General features: G+C 65.6%; 11 protein-coding genes. 8 read left to right on the top strand and 3 right to left on the bottom strand.

Annotation, left to right across the window (positions count from 1 at the left end; genetic code table 11):
* Nucleotides 1-14 precede the first annotated feature (14 nt).
* Nucleotides 15-3,965 (top strand): trifunctional transcriptional regulator/proline dehydrogenase/L-glutamate gamma-semialdehyde dehydrogenase, encoded by a 3,951-nt coding sequence (putA, locus tag AC25ND_RS15575; protein WP_062360185.1) that lies wholly within the window; start codon nucleotides 15-17, stop codon nucleotides 3,963-3,965.
* Between the two features lie 135 nt (nucleotides 3,966-4,100).
* Here the strand turns inward: putA and AC25ND_RS15580 are convergent, their stop codons facing one another.
* The gene (locus AC25ND_RS15580; protein WP_486976422.1) at nucleotides 4,101-4,385 is read right to left on the bottom strand and encodes a helix-turn-helix domain-containing protein; all 285 of its coding nucleotides are present in this window, start codon (nucleotides 4,383-4,385) and stop codon (nucleotides 4,101-4,103) included.
* A gap of 49 nt (nucleotides 4,386-4,434) precedes the next feature.
* Nucleotides 4,435-4,767 (bottom strand): type II toxin-antitoxin system RelE/ParE family toxin, encoded by a 333-nt coding sequence (locus AC25ND_RS15585; protein ID WP_028688309.1) that lies wholly within the window; start codon nucleotides 4,765-4,767, stop codon nucleotides 4,435-4,437.
* Between the two features lie 276 nt (nucleotides 4,768-5,043).
* Here AC25ND_RS15585 and AC25ND_RS15590 point away from each other — a divergent pair, with 276 nt between their 5' ends.
* The 7 genes from AC25ND_RS15590 (at nucleotide 5,044) to yccS (ending at nucleotide 16,329) form a co-directional block, all read left to right on the top strand.
* Nucleotides 5,044-6,840 (top strand): acyl-CoA dehydrogenase, encoded by a 1,797-nt coding sequence (locus AC25ND_RS15590; protein WP_186596489.1) that lies wholly within the window; start codon nucleotides 5,044-5,046, stop codon nucleotides 6,838-6,840.
* A 173-nt stretch (nucleotides 6,841-7,013) separates the two neighbouring features.
* Nucleotides 7,014-8,456, top strand: a complete 1,443-nt coding sequence (locus AC25ND_RS15595) for a TldD/PmbA family protein (protein WP_486976423.1) — start codon at nucleotides 7,014-7,016, stop codon at nucleotides 8,454-8,456.
* Complete coding sequence (locus AC25ND_RS15600) at nucleotides 8,456-9,787, top strand: TldD/PmbA family protein (protein WP_182321839.1); 1,332 nt, start codon at nucleotides 8,456-8,458, stop codon at nucleotides 9,785-9,787. Before AC25ND_RS15595 ends, AC25ND_RS15600 begins: the two co-directional genes overlap by 1 nt.
* A 124-nt stretch (nucleotides 9,788-9,911) precedes the next feature.
* The gene (gene mdtD, locus AC25ND_RS15605; RefSeq protein WP_028688312.1) at nucleotides 9,912-11,339 is read left to right on the top strand and encodes a multidrug transporter subunit MdtD; all 1,428 of its coding nucleotides are present in this window, start codon (nucleotides 9,912-9,914) and stop codon (nucleotides 11,337-11,339) included.
* Nucleotides 11,340-11,450: 111 nt separating this feature from the next.
* Nucleotides 11,451-12,788 carry an ATP-dependent RNA helicase DbpA gene (dbpA, locus tag AC25ND_RS15610; RefSeq protein WP_232108831.1) on the top strand — a complete coding sequence of 446 codons (1,338 nt, stop codon included), beginning with the start codon at nucleotides 11,451-11,453 and terminating at the stop codon, nucleotides 12,786-12,788.
* Between the two features lie 49 nt (nucleotides 12,789-12,837).
* Nucleotides 12,838-14,019, top strand: a complete 1,182-nt coding sequence (locus tag AC25ND_RS15615; RefSeq protein ID WP_028688314.1) for a BaiN/RdsA family NAD(P)/FAD-dependent oxidoreductase — start codon at nucleotides 12,838-12,840, stop codon at nucleotides 14,017-14,019.
* 126 nt (nucleotides 14,020-14,145) lie between these two features.
* Nucleotides 14,146-16,329, top strand: a complete 2,184-nt coding sequence (gene yccS / locus AC25ND_RS15620; RefSeq protein WP_062360196.1) for a YccS family putative transporter — start codon at nucleotides 14,146-14,148, stop codon at nucleotides 16,327-16,329.
* Between the two features lie 11 nt (nucleotides 16,330-16,340).
* Here yccS and AC25ND_RS15625 read toward each other — a convergent pair whose 3' ends face one another.
* Nucleotides 16,341-17,078 (bottom strand): substrate-binding periplasmic protein, encoded by a 738-nt coding sequence (locus AC25ND_RS15625; RefSeq protein WP_028688316.1) that lies wholly within the window; start codon nucleotides 17,076-17,078, stop codon nucleotides 16,341-16,343.
* Nucleotides 17,079-17,276: the final 198 nt, after the last annotated feature.

Here is a 17,276-nt window from a genome sequence, read left to right on the forward strand (position 1 = left end):
AACGAGGATAAGAAATGGCGACGACCACCCTTGGGGTCAAACTCGACGACCCGACCCGTGAGCGACTCAAAGCAGCTGCGCAGTCCATCGACCGCACGCCGCACTGGTTGATCAAGCAAGCGATCTTCAACTATCTCGAGAAGCTCGAGGGTGGCGCCACCCTGAACGACCTCAACGGCCATGCCGCCGCTGGCGACGACGCCGGCGAAGTCGCCGCCGACCACGCCCACCAGTGCTTCCTGGAATTCGCCGAAAGCATCCTGCCGCAGTCGGTACTGCGCTCGGCGATCACCGCCGCCTACCGCCGCCCCGAGCAGGAAGTGGTGCCGATGCTGCTGGAGCAGGCCCGCCTGCCAGCCGCCCAGGCCGAAGCCACCAACAAGCTGGCCGCGAGCCTGGCCGACAAGCTGCGCAACCAGAAGAGCGCCGGCGGCCGTGCCGGCATCGTCCAGGGCCTGCTGCAGGAGTTCTCGCTGTCCTCCCAGGAAGGCGTGGCGCTGATGTGCCTGGCTGAAGCACTGCTGCGCATCCCCGACAAAGGCACCCGTGACGCGCTGATCCGCGACAAGATCAGCACCGGCAACTGGCAGCCGCACCTGGGCAACAGCCCGTCGCTGTTCGTCAACGCCGCCACCTGGGGCCTGCTGCTGACCGGCAAGCTGGTCAGCACCCACAACGAATCCGGCCTGACTTCCTCGCTCACCCGCATCATCGGCAAGAGCGGCGAGCCGATGATCCGCAAGGGCGTCGACATGGCCATGCGCCTGATGGGCGAGCAGTTCGTCACCGGTGAGACCATCGCCGAGGCCCTGGCCAATGCCAGCAAGTTCGAAGCCAAGGGCTTCCGCTACAGCTATGACATGCTTGGCGAAGCCGCGCTGACCGAGCACGACGCGCAGAAATACCTGGCGTCCTACGAGCAGGCGATCCACTCGATCGGCAAAGCCTCGCACGGCCGCGGCATCTATGAAGGCCCGGGCATCTCGATCAAGCTCTCGGCCCTGCACCCGCGCTACAGCCGTGCCCAGTACGAGCGCGTGATGAACGAGCTGTACCCGCGCCTGCTGTCGCTGACCCTGCTGGCCAAGCAGTACGACATCGGCCTGAACATCGACGCCGAGGAGGCCGACCGCCTGGAGCTGTCGCTGGACCTGCTCGAGCGCCTGTGCTTCGAGCCGTCGCTGGCCGGCTGGAACGGCATCGGTTTCGTCATCCAGGCCTACCAGAAGCGCTGCCCGTACGTGATCGACTACGTCATCGACCTGGCCAAGCGCAGCCGTCACCGCCTGATGATCCGCCTGGTGAAAGGCGCCTACTGGGACAGCGAGATCAAGCGCGCCCAGGTCGAAGGCCTGGAAGGCTATCCGGTCTACACCCGCAAGGTGTACACCGACGTTTCCTATGTTGCCTGCGCCCGCAAGCTGCTGGCCGTGCCAGAAGCCATCTACCCGCAGTTCGCCACCCACAACGCCCACACCTTGTCGGCCATCTACACCATCGCCGGGCAGAACTACTACCCGGGCCAGTACGAATTCCAGTGCCTGCACGGCATGGGCGAACCGCTGTACGAGCAAGTCGTGGGCAAGATCTCCGAGGGCAAGCTGAACCGTCCATGCCGCGTGTACGCACCGGTCGGCACCCACGAGACCCTGCTGGCCTACCTGGTCCGTCGCCTGCTGGAAAACGGCGCCAACACCTCGTTCGTCAACCGCATCGCCGACCACTCGATCTCCATCCAGGAACTGGTCGCCGACCCGGTCGCCAGCATCGAGCGCATGGGCACTCAGGAAGGCAGCATCGGCTTGCCGCACCCGCGCATCCCGATGCCGCGTGAGCTGTACGGCAGCGAGCGGGCCAACTCGGCCGGCATCGACATGGCCAACGAACACCGCCTGGCGTCGCTGTCCTGCGCCCTGCTGGCCACCGCCCACAATGACTGGAAAGCCACGCCGCTGCTGGCCTGCGCCGCCAGCGAGCAGCCGGCCACACCGGTACTCAACCCGGCCGACCACCGCGATGTCGTGGGCCACGTGCAGGAAGCCACCGTCGCCGACGTCGACAACGCCATCCAGTGCGCACTGAACGCCGCGCCGATCTGGCAAGCCACCCCACCGGCCGAGCGCGCCGCGATCCTCGAACGCGCCGCCGACCTGATGGAAGCCGACATCCAGCCGCTGATGGGCCTGCTGGTGCGCGAAGCCGGCAAGACCTACGCCAACGCCATCGCCGAAGTGCGCGAGGCCGTGGACTTCCTGCGCTACTACGCGGTGCAGGCACGCAACGACCTGCGCAATGACAGCTGCCGCCCTCTGGGCCCGGTGGTGTGCATCAGCCCATGGAACTTCCCGCTGGCGATCTTCTCCGGACAGGTGGCCGCGGCGCTGGCCGCCGGCAACCCGGTACTGGCCAAGCCGGCCGAACAGACCCCGCTGGTCGCCGCCCAGGCCGTGCGCCTGCTGCTGGAAGCCGGCATCCCCGAAGGCGTGCTGCAACTGCTGCCAGGCCAGGGCGAAACCGTCGGTGCCGGCCTGGTCGGTGACGAGCGCGTCAAGGGCGTGATGTTCACCGGCTCCACCGAAGTCGCCCGCCTGCTGCAACGCAACATCGCCGGGCGCCTGGACAACCAGGGCCGCCCGATCCCGCTGATCGCCGAAACCGGTGGCCAGAACGCCATGATCGTCGACTCCTCGGCGCTGACCGAGCAGGTGGTGATCGATGTAGTCTCCTCGGCCTTCGACAGCGCCGGCCAGCGTTGCTCGGCCCTGCGCGTGCTGTGTCTGCAGGAAGACTCCGCCGACCGCGTGATCGAGATGCTCAAGGGCGCCATGGCCGAAAGTCGCCTGGGCAACCCGGAGCGCCTGTCCGTGGACATCGGCCCGGTGATCGACGCCGAGGCCAAGGCCGGCATCGAGAAGCACATCCAGGGCATGCGCGACAAAGGCCGCACCGTCTACCAGGTGGCCATCGCCGAAGGCGAGGAGATCAAGCGCGGCACCTTCGTGATGCCGACCCTGATCGAACTGGAAAGCTTCGACGAGCTCAAGCGCGAGATCTTCGGCCCAGTGCTGCACGTGGTGCGTTACAACCGCAAGGACCTGGACCAGCTGATCGAGCAGATCAACGCTTCCGGCTACGGTCTGACCCTGGGCGTGCACACCCGCATCGACGAGACCATCGCCAAGGTGGTGGACAACGTCAACGCCGGCAACATGTACGTCAACCGCAACATTGTCGGTGCCGTGGTCGGCGTGCAGCCGTTCGGCGGTGAAGGCCTGTCGGGCACCGGCCCGAAAGCCGGCGGCCCGCTGTACCTGTACCGCCTGCTGTCGACCCGCCCGGCCGACGCCATCGCCCGCCACTTCCAGGCCGACGATGCGCGCAGCAAGGCCGACACCACCCTGCGCGACCAGCAGCTCAAGCCGCTGACCACCCTCAAGACCTGGGCGGCCAGCAGCCAGATGAGCGACCTGGCCGCGCTGTGCGAGCAGTTCGCCGAGCAGTCGCAGAGCGGCATCACCCGCGTGCTGCCAGGCCCGACCGGCGAGCGCAACACCTACACTGTGCTGCCTCGCGAACACGTGCTGTGCCTGGCCGACAACGAGGCCGACCTGCTGGCCCAGCTGGCGGCGGTACTGGCCGTGGGCAGCTCGGCGGTGTTCCAGGACGGCGAGCCGGCCAAGACCGTGCGCGGCCGTCTGCCGAAGGAGCTGCAGGCGAAGATCAAGCTGGTGGCCGACTGGAGCAAGGACGACGTGGCCTTCGACGCGGTCATCCACCACGGTCACTCCGACCAGCTGCGCGGTGTTTGCGAGCAGGTGGCCAAGCGTGCCGGCGCGATCGTCGGCGTGCACGGGCTGTCGAGTGGCGATCACCAGATCGCCCTGGAACGCCTGGTGATCGAGCGGGCGGTGAGCGTGAACACCGCGGCGGCGGGTGGTAACGCCAGCCTGATGACCATTGGCTGACGCTGACGGTCGGTGAACGGAAAAGGAGAGCTCAGGCTCTCCTTTTTTGTGGGAGCAACTGTCTTGCCGAGATTTCTCAACCTGGCAGCCCTCACCTAATCAGGAAAAGCCCGCGCAACTAAAGCGAAGCAACCATCACGCAGATTTCTTTTTCACCGTAAAATCAACTTCCAGATCGGCGTTCGCCAGGATATTCACCAGTGCATCCAGCGAGAACTTGTCTATCTTGCCGTTGAGCAAGTCACTCAAACGTGGCTGAGTCAGATGCAGTCGCCGTGCTGCGTCTTTCTGCGGCAGATCCCAGGATTGGACAATCCTGGTCAATACCCGCATCAGCTTCGCCCGAAGCCGCAGGTTCTCGGCCTCTGCGGGTGAGCCGAACAGCGCATCCCACACCGAAGTGGAGCGTTCGTTTGTCATCGCAAATCCCTCTGTGCATCCATCTCGTTCAAACACTGTCGACTCCAGCTCAGCAGGCGCCCAACAATTTGTATCGCGCTCTCGCCAGATCGATATCGCGCTTTTCCGTCTTCTCGGTCGTCTTGCGAAACGCGTGCAGGACATAAACCGCTTCTGGTCGACTCACGACGTAGAACACCCGAAACGCCCCATCCCGACACTTGATGCGGATTTCCCGCGTCCCAGGCCCAACGCTTTCCATTGGTTTCCAGTCGAAGGGGGCCTCACCGTCCTGGATCAGCTCCAGCTGATACCCGGCCCGCTGCCTTGCCACAACCGGAAAGTCCCGCAGGTCCTGCTTGCTGCTACCCAACCATTCGATTGGCTTTTGCCCATCATGCATCCTGCACGCTCCCGCCAATGCACTCGCCTGGCTTGTCCATACCGGAGGCGTAAGCTCTCCATGAGCGGCAAAGATAAAACTATATCGATATCGATATAAGCGCAATTGCGTGACAAGGCTTTGCGACGGGTAACACCCACATCCATAGCGCCCGGCGCAACCCAAGGAGACCTGGGTGATGGCAACTTCTGCCCCTATATCACCCAAACCAATTAACCTGTCCCCTGCCCTATCACCTTGCCTAGACTCGCTGCATCCAGAACCAGGAATGCCGCCATGTCCGAGCAACTCCTCAGCAGCCGCAACCTCGCCTTCGAGCTCTACGAAGTCCTCGACGCCGAGGCCCTGACCCAGCGCCCGCGCTTCGCCGAGCACAGCCGCGAGACCTTTGACGCGGCGCTGACCACCGCCCGCACCATCGCCGAGAAGTACTTCGCCTCGCACAACCGCAAGGGCGATGAACACGAGCCGCGCTACGTGGAAGGCCGTGCCGAGCTGATCCCGGAGGTGAAGCCTGCGGTCGACGCCTTCCTCGAAGCGGGCTTCCTCAACGCCAACCGCGACTTCGAAGTCGGCGGCATGCAGTTGCCCAGCCTGGTATCGCAAGCCTGCTTCGCCCACTTCCAGGCCGCCAACGCCGGCACCACGGCCTACCCGTTCCTGACCATGGGCGCGGCCAACCTGATCGAGAGCTTCGGCAGCGACGAACAGAGACGCTTGTTCCTGCAACCGATGATCGAGGGCCGTTACTACGGCACCATGGCCCTGACCGAACCCCACGCCGGCTCGTCCCTGGCCGATATTCGCACCCGCGCCGAACCCGCAGACGACGGCACCTACCGGCTCAAGGGCAACAAGATCTTCATCTCCGGCGGTGACCACGAACTGTCGGAGAACATCGTGCACATGGTCCTGGCCAAGCTGCCGGACGCACCGCCCGGGGTGAAGGGCATCTCGCTGTTCATTGTGCCCAAGTACCTGGTCAACGCCGACGGCAGCCTGGGGCCGCGCAACGACGTGCTGCTGGCCGGGCTGTTCCACAAGATGGGCTGGCGCGGCACCACCTCCACCGCGCTGAACTTCGGGGACAACGGCCAGTGCGTCGGCTACCTGGTGGGCCAGCCGCACCAGGGCCTGGCCTGCATGTTCCAGATGATGAACGAGGCGCGCATCGGCGTCGGCATGGGCGCGGTGATGCTGGGCTACGCCGGCTACCTGTATTCCCTGGACTACGCCCGCCAACGTCCACAGGGCCGCCTTCCAGACAACAAGGACCCGAACAGCCCCGCCGTATCGATCATCGAGCACAGCGATGTGAAGCGCATGTTGCTGGCGCAGAAGGCCTACGTGGAGGGTGCTTTCGACCTGGGCCTGTACGCGGCCCGGCTGTTCGATGACACCCACACCGCCGCGGATGCCGAGGCTCGCCGGCAAGCCCTGGAACTGCTCGATCTGCTCACGCCCATCGTCAAGTCCTGGCCCTCGGCGTTCTGCCTGAAAGCCAACGAGCTGGCGATCCAGATCCTCGGCGGCCACGGCTACACCCGCGAGTACCCAGTCGAGCAGTACTACCGCGACAATCGCCTCAACCCGATCCACGAAGGCACCGAGGGCATCCAGTCCCTCGACCTGCTCGGGCGCAAGCTGGCGCAGAACAACGGCGCGGGGCTCAAGCAGCTGATCCGCCTGATCGCCGGCACCTGCGAGCGCGCCAGCCATCACCCGAACCTCGATCCGTTGCGCCAGCCCCTGGAGCACCTGGTCAACCGCCTGCAGAGCGTGACCCTCGCCCTGCTCGGCGACCTGGCCAGCGGCAAGGTCGCCGGCGCGCTGGCCAACTCGGCGCTGTACCTCAAGGTGTTCGGCCACTGCGTGATCGGCTGGCGCTGGCTGGAGCAGGCCATTCATGCCGAGGTCGGCCTCCTCAAGGGCAGCGATCGCGACTTCTACCTGGGCAAACTCCAGGCCGCGCGTTATTTCCTCACCTGGGAAGTGCCGGGCTGCCATAATGACCTCGCTTTGCTCGAGGCCCGCGACGATACGTGCCTGGGCATGCAAGAGGGGTGGTTCTAGGCTTTGTACGAAAAGTCGCCGAGCGGCGATCAGGCAAGGCGAAAACAGGCGAGGAAGCGGAGTTTGCTGGTTGCAAATGAGCATTCCGAGCCTGTTTTCAACGCAGCATGATCGACGCGCAGGCACTTTTCGTATAAAGCCTAGGGGGAGCCACCGCACACACGGAGATTTCCATGTTCGACTCCAGCACCCTGCTGCGCCAGCGTTTTGCCGCGCTGCGCAGCACGGCCGAACTGTTCTCGCTTCGCCATGTGAAGCAATCGCACCAGTCACTGTCGGTTCGGCGCAACGTCGCCGAGCCTCCCTTCTTCAGCCAGGATGAAGGCGCCATGCTCACCGTGCGGGTGGAGGGCGTCGAGACCTACGCGGCCACCGCCGACCTGTCCCAGGCTGGGCTGCAACGTGCCCTGGAGCACGCCGAGGCGCTGGCCCGACGGATCAAGGCCAGCAGCCTGCTCGACCTGAGCGGCCAGCCAGCCCCGGACGGACGCCACGACCATGTCTCGCCCAATTTCGAACATCCCCTGCCCAACCTCGCCGAATGCCTGGACCTGCTGGCCGCCGAATCGGCCAGCGTGCCCATGGACGAACGCCTGGTGGACTGGCAGGCCAGCCTGGGCATCAGCGTGGTCGAGCAGACCTACCTGAACTCCGCTGGCGCCGAGCTGCGCCATGCCCAGCGCTTCGTCTACCCGGGCCTGGGTGTCACCGCCAGCGACGGCCAGGACAGCCAGAGCCGCAGCCTGGGCCGGGAGAACTTCGGCCAGCAGGGCGGCTTCGAGGTGATCGAGCGCTGCGGCCTGGTCGGCGCTGCCCGCCGGGTGGCCGACGAGGCGCTGCAACTGCTGCTGGCACCGAATACCCCAAGCGGCCGGCGCGACCTGCTGCTGATGCCCGACCAGATGATGCTGCAGATCCACGAATCCATCGGCCACCCGCTGGAGCTGGACCGGATCCTCGGCGATGAGCGCAACTACGCTGGCACCAGCTTCGTCAAAGCCGAAGACTTCGGCCATCTGCAATACGGCTCGAAGCTGCTCAACGTAACCTTTGACCCAACCCTTCGCGAGGAGCTGGCCAGCTACAGCTTCGATGACGACGGCACCCCGGCCAGCAAGCAGTTCCTGATCCGCGATGGCCTGCTGGTTCGCCCCCTGGGCGGCGCTCTTTCGCAACTGCGCTCGGGCCTGGATGGCGTGGCCAACAGCCGAGCCTGCGGCTGGAACCGCGCGCCGATCGACCGCATGGCCAACCTCAACATCGAGCCGGGCGACCAGTCGCTTGAGCAACTGGTCAGCGGCATCGAGCACGGCATCCTGATGCGTACCAACCGCTCCTGGTCCATCGACGATGCGCGCAATAAATTCCAGTTCGGCTGCGAGTGGGGGCAGTTGATCGAAAACGGCAAGCTCAAGGGCGTGGTGAAGAACCCGAACTACCGGGGCATCTCCGCCGACTTCTGGCGCAACCTCTCGGCCGTGGGCGACAGCAGCACCTACCAGGTGCTCGGCACGCCCAACTGCGGCAAGGGCGAGCCTAACCAGGTGGTGCGGGTCGGTCACGCATCGCCCGCCTGCGTGTTCCGTCAGATCGACGTATTCGGGGGAGACGCCTGATGAGCACCCTGTACCAGCAACGCTTCGAAAACCTGCTCGACAGCCTGAACGCCGCCGTGCAACCGGGCGAGCAGTTCACCCTCGGCTACAGCGCCGAGCATTCGCAGTTCGTGCGCTTCAACCATGCCAAGGTGCGCCAGGCCGGACTGGTCAGCCAGGCCAGCGTGCACCTGCGGTTGGTGCGCGAAGGGCGTCAGGCCGAACAGCAGATCACCCTGGGCGACGATCCCGACCTCGACCAACGGCGTCTGCACGACGCCCTGGCGCAATTGCGCCAGACCTTGCCATTGCTGGCGGTGGATCCCTACCTGAACCTCGACGACAGCGCCTGGCACAGCCATAGCCTGCTGGAACAGCCATTGCCCGAGCTGGACGCAGTGCTGGCCCTCATCGAGCGCGAAGCCGGTGACCTGGACCTGGTCGGCATCTATGCCGCCGGCCCCATCTGCCGGGGTTTCGCCAGTTCCTTCGGGGCCTTCGGCTGGCACCAGGCCAATAGTTTCAACGTCGACTGGAGCCTGTTCCACGCCAACGGCCAGGCAGTCAAGGCCAACTATGCCGGGCAGACCTGGAGCGGCGAGGCCTTCGCCGCGCGCCTGCGTCAGGCCCGCGAACAGCTGGCGTACCTGGGACGCCCGGCCATCACCCTCAAGCCCGGCAGCTACCGAGCCTACCTGGCGCCGGCGGCAATGGACGAGATCGCCGGGATGCTGTGCTGGGGCGGTTTCTCCGCCCAGGCCCTGGCCACGGGCAACAGCCCACTGCAGCGCCTGTACAACGGCGACGCGCAACTGAGCCCACGAGTGAGCTTCAGCGAGCAGGTCAGCGGCTCGCTGAGCCCAGCGTTCTCCGACGAGGGCTCGCCCCGTCGCGACCTGCTGCTGATCGGCGAAGGCCGTGCGCTGGAGCGGCTGGTAAGCGCCCGAAGCGCCGCCGAGTTCGCCCAGCAGGCCAATGGCGCAGACAGCCACGAGTCGCCGTGCGCGCTGAGCCTGGCGCCGGGCAACCTGCCTGGCGAAAAGATTCTGGAGCGTCTGGGCACCGGGCTGTACATCAGTAACCTGTGGTACCTGAACTATTCGGACCTGCCTGCGGCACGCATGACCGGGCTGACCCGCTTCGCCACTTTCTGGGTGGAGAACGGGCAGATCCAGGGGCCAGTGAGCACCATGCGCTTCGACGACAGCCTGTACAACCTGCTGGGTAGCCAGCTCGAAGACCTGACCCAGGAGCGCGAGATGATCCTCTCGACCAGCACCTATGGGCAACGCAGCACCGGATCGAGTCATCTGCCGGGGGCGTTGGTCAAAGGGCTGACCCTGACATTGTGATCGGCAGGATCGGCCTCATCGCTGGCAAGCCAGCTTCCACCATGACCGGCATGCACTGCCCCTGTGGAAGGCGGCTTGCCGGCGGCGAGGTCGGCCCAGGCAACACAGGACATTGAGGTAACCCATGCCCGAACGCGCACCACTGGACCCTGTCACCGCCCGCTGGATCCCCTGGGTGGTGGCCATCGCCTTCTTCATGCAGTCGCTCGACGGCACCATTCTCAACACCGCGCTGCCGGCCATGGCCCGCTCGCTGGCCGAGGACCCGCTGCGCATGCAGGGGGTGATCATTGCCTACATGCTCACCGTGGCTCTGCTGATCCCGGCCTCGGGCTGGATCGCCGACCGTTTCGGCACCAAGCGCATCTTCTTCAGCGCCATCCTGCTGTTCAGCTTCGGTTCGCTCTTGTGCGCCATGGCCAACAGCCTGGCGTTCCTGACCCTGGCCCGGGTCATCCAAGGCCTGGGCGGCGCGTTGATGCTGCCGGTCGGGCGCCTGGTGGTGCTGCGTGCCTACCCACGCTCGGAGCTGGTGCGGATCATGAGCTTCATTACCATCCCCGGCCTGCTCGGCCCGCTGCTGGGTCCGACCCTGGGTGGCTGGCTGGTGGAGATCCTGACCTGGCACTGGATCTTCCTGCTCAACCTGCCGGTGGGCGCACTGGGCTGCTATGCGGTGTGGAAGTTCATCCCCGACCTGCGCGGGGCTGAACGCACACGTTTCGATACCCCAGGTTTTTTGCTGTTCGGCGCGGCAATGGTGCTGATCACCATTGCCATGGAAGGCCTGGGCGAACTGCACCTGCCGCACCTGCGAGTAATGCTGTTGTTGTTCGCCGGCATGGCATGCCTGGCCGCCTACTGGTTGCGCGCCGGGCGTGACCCGGAACCTCTGTTCTCGCCCTCGCTGTTCCGCGTACGGACCTTCGCCATCGGTATCCTCGGCAACCTGTTCGCCCGCCTGGGCAGCGGCGCCTTGCCCTTCCTCGTGCCCTTGCTGTTGCAAGTGGCGCTGGGCTATTCGCCGGCCCAGGCCGGCATGAGCATGATCCCGCTGGCGGCGGCGGCGATGCTCGCCAAGTCCATCGCCCGGCCGCTGATCGAGCGCCTGGGCTACCGCATCGTGCTGACCGGCAACACCCTGCTGCTGGGCCTGCTCCTGGCCAGCCTGGGGCTGGTCGACGAGCAGACACCCTATGCCGTGCTACTGGTGCAACTGGCGCTGCTGGGGGCGGTCAACTCGATGCAGTTCACAGCGATGAACACGGTGACCCTGATCGACCTCGACGATGCCAGCGCCAGCAGCGGCAACAGCCTGCTGTCAGTGGTCGCGCAACTGTCGCTGAGCCTGGGCGTGGCCTGCGCCGGTGCCTTGCTCGGCGGCTTCACCGCAGCCGGCAGCGGCGATGGCGTGCAGAGCACCTTGGGCGCCTTCCAGCTGACCTTCGTCACCATCGGCGTGATGGCCATGCTGGCGGCGGCGATCTTCCTGCAACTGGCACCGACAGACGGAAGGCGCGCTCGTCGTCCGGAAGAGCACGTCGAGTCGTAGGGCGAATGGCCATGAGGCTGGTAGACTGTGCGACATTTTTCGCTCCAGCCGCAGGCCCGCCTCGTGACCGTTGAAACCACCGCTTTTGCCACCCTACCGCTGTCCGCCGCCATGCTGGCCAACCTGGACGCCCTGGGCTACGCCTCGATGACACCAATCCAGGCCCAGAGCCTGCCGGTCATCCTCAAGGGCCAGGACCTGATCGCCCAGGCCAAGACCGGTAGCGGCAAGACCGCCGCCTTCGGCATCGGCCTGCTCAACCCGATCAACCCGCGCTACTTCGGCTGCCAGGCTCTGGTGCTGTGCCCGACCCGGGAGCTGGCCGACCAGGTGGCCAAGGAACTGCGCCGCCTGGCCCGCGCCGAGGACAACATCAAGATCCTCACCCTGTGCGGCGGCGTCTCGCTCGGCCCGCAGATCGCCTCGCTGGAACACGGCGCGCACATCATCGTCGGCACCCCGGGGCGCATCCAGCAGCACCTGGACAAAGGCACCCTGGTGCTCGACGGCCTCAACACCCTGGTCCTGGACGAAGCCGACCGCATGCTCGACATGGGCTTCTTCGACGCCATCGCCAGCATCATCCGCAAGACCCCGTCGCGCCGCCAGACCCTGCTGTTCTCCGCCACCTACCCGACCGGTATCGAGCAGTTGGCCAAGGACTTCATGCGCCAGCCGCAACAGGTCAAGGTCGAGGCCCTGCACAGCGACAGCCAGATCGAACAGCGCTTCATCGAGATCGACCCACAGCAGCGCCTGGAAGCGGTCACCCGCGTGCTCGGCCACTACCGCCCGCAGTCCTGCGTGGCGTTCTGCTTCACCAAGCAGCAGTGCGAGGACCTGGTCACCCACCTGACCGCCAAGGGTATCGTCGCCCAAGCACTGCACGGCGACCTGGAGCAGCGCGACCGCGACCAGGTGCTGACGATGTTCGCCAACCGCAGCAGCTCGGTGCTGGTGGCCACCGACGTGGCCGCTCGCGGCCTGGACATCGACGGCCTGGACCTGGTGATCAACGTCGAGCTGGCCCGTGACGCCGAGATCCACGTGCACCGCGTCGGCCGTACCGGCCGCGCCGGTGAGAAAGGCGTGGCGATCAGCCTGGTGGCCCCGGCCGAAGGCCACCGCGCCCAGGCCATCGAGGACCTGCAGAACAAGCCGCTGCGCTGGGAACAGCTGGACAACCTCAAGAGCAAGGGCGGCGAGCCGCTGCTGCCGGCGATGACCACCCTGTGCATTGGTGCCGGACGCAAGGACAAGCTGCGCCCGGGCGACATCCTCGGCGCTCTGACCGGCGATGCCGGGTTGCCGGGCAAGCAGGTGGGCAAGATCGCCATCTTCGACTTCGTGGCGTTCGTGGCGGTGGAGCGGGCGGTGGCCAAGCAGGCCATGCAGCGGCTGAACAGCGGCAAGATCAAGGGTCGCGCCCTGAAAGTCCGTATCGTCTGAAGACTTTTTGGGGCCGCTTTGCGGCCCCAGTTCTTGAAGAGGTAATTTCGTGCACTCCACCGACGTGATCATCCTCGGCGCCGGCGCCGCCGGCCTGATGTGCGCCCAGCTCAGCGCCCGCCGCGGGCGCCGGGTGCTGCTGCTCGACCACGCCAACAAGCCGGGCAAGAAGATCCTCATGTCCGGCGGCGGGCGTTGCAACTTCACCAACATGTACACCGAGCCCGCCAACTTCCTCTCGCACAACCCGCACTTCTGCAAGTCGGCACTGGCCCGCTACACCCAGTGGGACTTCATCGAGCTGGTATGCAAGCACGGCGTGGCGTACCACGAGAAGAAGCTCGGCCAGCTGTTCTGCGACAACAAGTCCAGCGACATCCTCGACATGCTCTTGGCCGAGTGTGACGAGGCCGGCGCCGAACTGCGCATGAACACCAGCATCGAGCGCATCGACAAGACCGAAGGCGGCTACACCCTGCAGACCAGCGCCGGTCCGTTCGCCTGCCAGTCGCTGGTGATCGCCACCGGCGGCCTGTCGATCCCGACCCTAGGCGCTACCGGCTTTGGCTACCAGGTCGCCCGCCAGTTCGGCCATGAATTGTTGCCGACCCGCGCCGGCCTGGTGCCGTTCACCATCACCGAGCCCCAGCTCAAGGCACTGTGCACCGAGTTGTCGGGCACCTCGCTGGACTGCGTCGCGAGCTGCAATGGCATGAGCTTCCGCGAGAATCTGTTGTTCACTCACCGCGGCCTGAGCGGCCCGGCGATCCTGCAGATCTCGTCGTTCTGGGAAGCCGGCGACACGGTGCAGATCAACCTGCTGCCTGATCGCGACGCGTTGGAGTGGCTGCAGGGCCAGCAAGTCGAGCGCTCCAACAGCGAGCTGAAGACAGTGCTGGGCGAGGTGTTCACCCGCAAGCTGGCCAACCTGCTGGCCGAGCAGTGGTTCGTTTCGAAACCCTTGAAACAGTACACGCCGGCAGAATTGACCCAGATCGCCGAGAAACTGTCGGCCTGGCAAGTGATCCCGGCCGGCACCGAGGGCTATCGCACCGCCGAGGTGACCTTGGGCGGAGTCGATACCCGCGAGGTGTCGTCCAAGACCATGGAATCGCTGAAGAGCCCTGGGCTGTACTTCATCGGCGAGGTGCTGGACGTGAGCGGGCACCTGGGTGGTTTCAACTTCCAGTGGGCCTGGGCTTCGGCCAACGCGGCGGCGCAGTTCGTGTAGAGTAGAATCCATTCAGCAGCACGGAACGCTTCTTGCTGGTCTGTGCTGGAGCGCCATTTTTGGGAGCTGCTGCGCGGCCCCAAGACAGCCTCGACGCTACTCAACCGATCTCAGCCCAGGGCCATCATGTCATCGAGCTCGTTCCGCCATTCATTGCGTCGCCTGTGGGGCCAAGACAAGTTCAGCTACGCCATCCGCGTGACCATCGCACTCACCGGCAGCATGGCCTGGTGCTGGTACCAGAACGAGATGAGCCTGCTCATCCCGCTGTTCCTCGGCATCATCGCCAGTGCCCTGGCCGAAACCGACGATGGCTGGCAGGGCCGGCTCAGCGCCCTGCTGGTGACCCTTGGCTGTTTCGCCATCGCCGCGCTGTCGGTCGAGCTGCTGTTCCCCTACCCCTGGATCTTCGCCGTCGCCCTGGCCCTGGCGGCGTTTTCCCTGACCATGCTCGGGGCCTTGGGCGAACGCTATGGGGCGATCGCCTCGGCCACGCTGATCCTTTCGGTCTACACCATGATCGGCGTCGACCAGCGCGGCGGCGAAGTCAGCGACTTTTGGCATGAGCCGTTGCTGCTGGTGGCGGGGGCGGCCTGGTATGGCCTGCTGTCGGTGCTGTGGCAGGCGCTGTTCTCCAACCAGCCGGTGCAGCAGAGCCTGGCCAAGCTGTTCTTCGAGCTGGGCACCTACCTCAAGCTCAAGGCCAGCCTGTTCGAGCCGGTGCGCACACTCGACGTCGAGGCCACGCGCCTGGAGCTGGCCAAGCAGAATGGCAAAGTTGTGGCGGCGCTCAACGCGGCCAAGGAAATCATCCTGCACCGGGTCGGCAACAGCCAGCCGAACTCCAAGGTCAGCCGCTACCTCAAGCTGTACTTCCTGGCCCAGGACATCCATGAGCGGGTCAGTGCCTCGCACTACCCCTACAACGCGTTGACGGACGCCTTCTTCCACAGCGATGTGATGTTCCGCTGCCAGCGCCTGCTGCGCAAACAGGGTTCTTCCTGCCAGGAGCTGGCCCGCTCGATCCGCCTGCGCCAGCCCTTCGTGCTCGCCAGCGGCTACCCCGAGGCCCTGGAAGACCTCAATGCTTCGCTGGAGCACCTGCGCATCCAGAGCAACCCGGCCTGGCGCGGCCTGCTGCGCTCGCTGCGGGCACTGGCCGCCAACCTGGCCACCCTGGATCGGCTGCTCAGCGCCGCGAGCAACCCGGACAGCCTGGCCGACGCCAGCGACAGCAGCCTGCTCGACCGCTCGCCCCGCAACCTCAAGGATGTGTGGAAACGCTTGCGCACCCAGCTGACGCCGACCTCGCTGCTGTTCCGCCACGCCCTGCGCCTGTCGCTGGCGCTGTCGGTGGGCTATGGCATGGTGCACCTGATCCACCCGACCCAGGGTTACTGGATCATCCTCACCACCCTGTTCGTCTGCCAGCCCAACTATGGCGCGACCCGGCGCAAGCTGGTGCAGCGGATCTTCGGCACCGCCATCGGCCTGACCGTGGGCTGGGCGCTGTTCGACCTGTTCCCCAACCCGATCATCCAGTCGCTGTTCGCGGTGGTCGCCGGGGTGGTTTTCTTCGTCAACCGCACCACCCGCTACACCCTGGCCACGGCGGCGATCACCCTGATGGTGCTGTTCTGCTTCAACCAGATCGGCGATGGCTACGGCCTGTTCCTGCCGCGCCTGTTCGATACCCTGGTGGGCAGCCTGATCGCCATTCTCGCGGTGTTCCTGTTCCTGCCTGACTGGCAGGGCCGGCGGCTGAACAAGGTGCTGGCCAACACCCTGGCCTGCGCCAGCGAATACCTGCGCCAGATCATGCAGCAGTATGCCCATGGCAAGCGCGACGACCTGGCCTACCGCCTGGCCCGGCGCAACGCGCACAACGCCGACGCGGCATTGTCCACCACCTTGGCCAACATGCTGATGGAGCCGGGGCACTTCCGTAAGGAAGCCGATGTCGGCTTCCGCTTCCTGGTGCTGTCACACACCTTGCTCAGCTACCTCTCGGGGCTGGGCGCGCACCGCGACACGGTGCTGCCGGCCGAGGTCCACGAGCAGTTGATCGATGGCGCCGGGCGGAGCCTGGCCAGCAGCCTCGACGAAATCGCCAATGGCTTGGCGGCGCGGTTGCCGGTGGCAATCCACAGCGACGCCGAGGAAGCCCTGGCCAACGCGCTGGAGCAGATGCCGGAGGAGCTGGACGAGCATCAGCGGCTGGTACAGACGCAACTGGCGCTGATCTGCCGACAACTGGGACCGTTACGGACACTCGCAGGGCATTTGATCAAGGAAGGCGAACCCGCCTGATCGCCCCGCGATCAGAACCCATGCTGGCGCAGCAGCCGGTCGTAGCTGCCGTCGGCCTTCATCGTGGCGATCGCCTTCTCGAAGCGGGCGACAATCTTCTGATGCTCCGGGTGCTTGAGGCTGACCAGGATGTGCAGACTGTTCTCGCTCAGCGGCGGGTCGACGAACGCCACCCCCTCCCGCACCGGCTGCGGCTCGCGCTGCAGGTTGTAACGCGCGACGTACTCGTCCTCCACTGCCAGGTTGACCCGGCCGGCCGCCAGCATGCGCACCGCGGACGAGAAGCTGCGCACCGGCACCTTGTTCAGGCGCTCGTCGCTGTCGAATTCTGGGGAGTAGGCGTAATCGCGCACCACGGCGATGGTGTAGGGATAAAGGTCAGACTGGCGTGCATAGGAGAACGCTTCGCCCTCACGCTTGAGCAGGCGGATGCGGTTGACCAGGTAGGCGCCCGAGAACTGGCCGATCAGGGTTCGCTCGTCGTTATACCAAGCGTTGATCAGCACATCGTAGCGCCCCTCGCCCACGCCCATCAGCGCCCTGGCCCAAGGCACCTCCTCGAACTCGATGGCGTAGCCGGCGCGGGTCAGCGCCGTGGTGACGATGCTGGTGGCCAGGCCGCCACCGGGCATGCTGGTGTCGGTAAACGGCGGCCAGCTGTCGGCCACCAGCCGCAGCTTGCCTTGGGCCAGGGCAGGCCCCGCGCACAACAGCCCGAGTAAACCAAGAACGCAAAGCAGTGGCCGCATGCTCAATTCCTTTCGCAGTTGGGGGCTCACGCTGGTGACGGCGGTCTCTACTAGCAACAGAGGTCCAGATTACACAAGCCGCATCCTGGCGACAGCGGGCGATAGTGTCATTTAGCCTCTATTTTGGCCGAGTGCCAGGTACCGTCATTCGATCTCGTCGAACCCAGCAGGATTTGCGATGATCGACGGTCAACCGAA

Source organism: Pseudomonas sp. P110(2024) (assembly GCF_057480795.1).

Coding starts and splice junctions, on each gene's coding strand:
- AC25ND_RS15580 (WP_486976422.1), bottom strand. CDS start 4,385: ATGACAAACGAACGCTCCACTTCGGTGTGGGATGCGCTGTTCGGCTCA.
- AC25ND_RS15595 (WP_486976423.1), top strand. CDS start 7,014: ATGTTCGACTCCAGCACCCTGCTGCGCCAGCGTTTTGCCGCGCTGCGC.
- dbpA (WP_232108831.1), top strand. CDS start 11,451: ATGCTGGCCAACCTGGACGCCCTGGGCTACGCCTCGATGACACCAATC.
- AC25ND_RS15625 (WP_028688316.1), bottom strand. CDS start 17,078: ATGCGGCCACTGCTTTGCGTTCTTGGTTTACTCGGGCTGTTGTGCGCG.
- yccS (WP_062360196.1), top strand. CDS start 14,146: ATGTCATCGAGCTCGTTCCGCCATTCATTGCGTCGCCTGTGGGGCCAA.
- AC25ND_RS15585 (WP_028688309.1), bottom strand. CDS start 4,767: ATGCATGATGGGCAAAAGCCAATCGAATGGTTGGGTAGCAGCAAGCAG.
- AC25ND_RS15600 (WP_182321839.1), top strand. CDS start 8,456: ATGAGCACCCTGTACCAGCAACGCTTCGAAAACCTGCTCGACAGCCTG.
- AC25ND_RS15590 (WP_186596489.1), top strand. CDS start 5,044: ATGTCCGAGCAACTCCTCAGCAGCCGCAACCTCGCCTTCGAGCTCTAC.
- putA (WP_062360185.1), top strand. CDS start 15: ATGGCGACGACCACCCTTGGGGTCAAACTCGACGACCCGACCCGTGAG.
- mdtD (WP_028688312.1), top strand. CDS start 9,912: ATGCCCGAACGCGCACCACTGGACCCTGTCACCGCCCGCTGGATCCCC.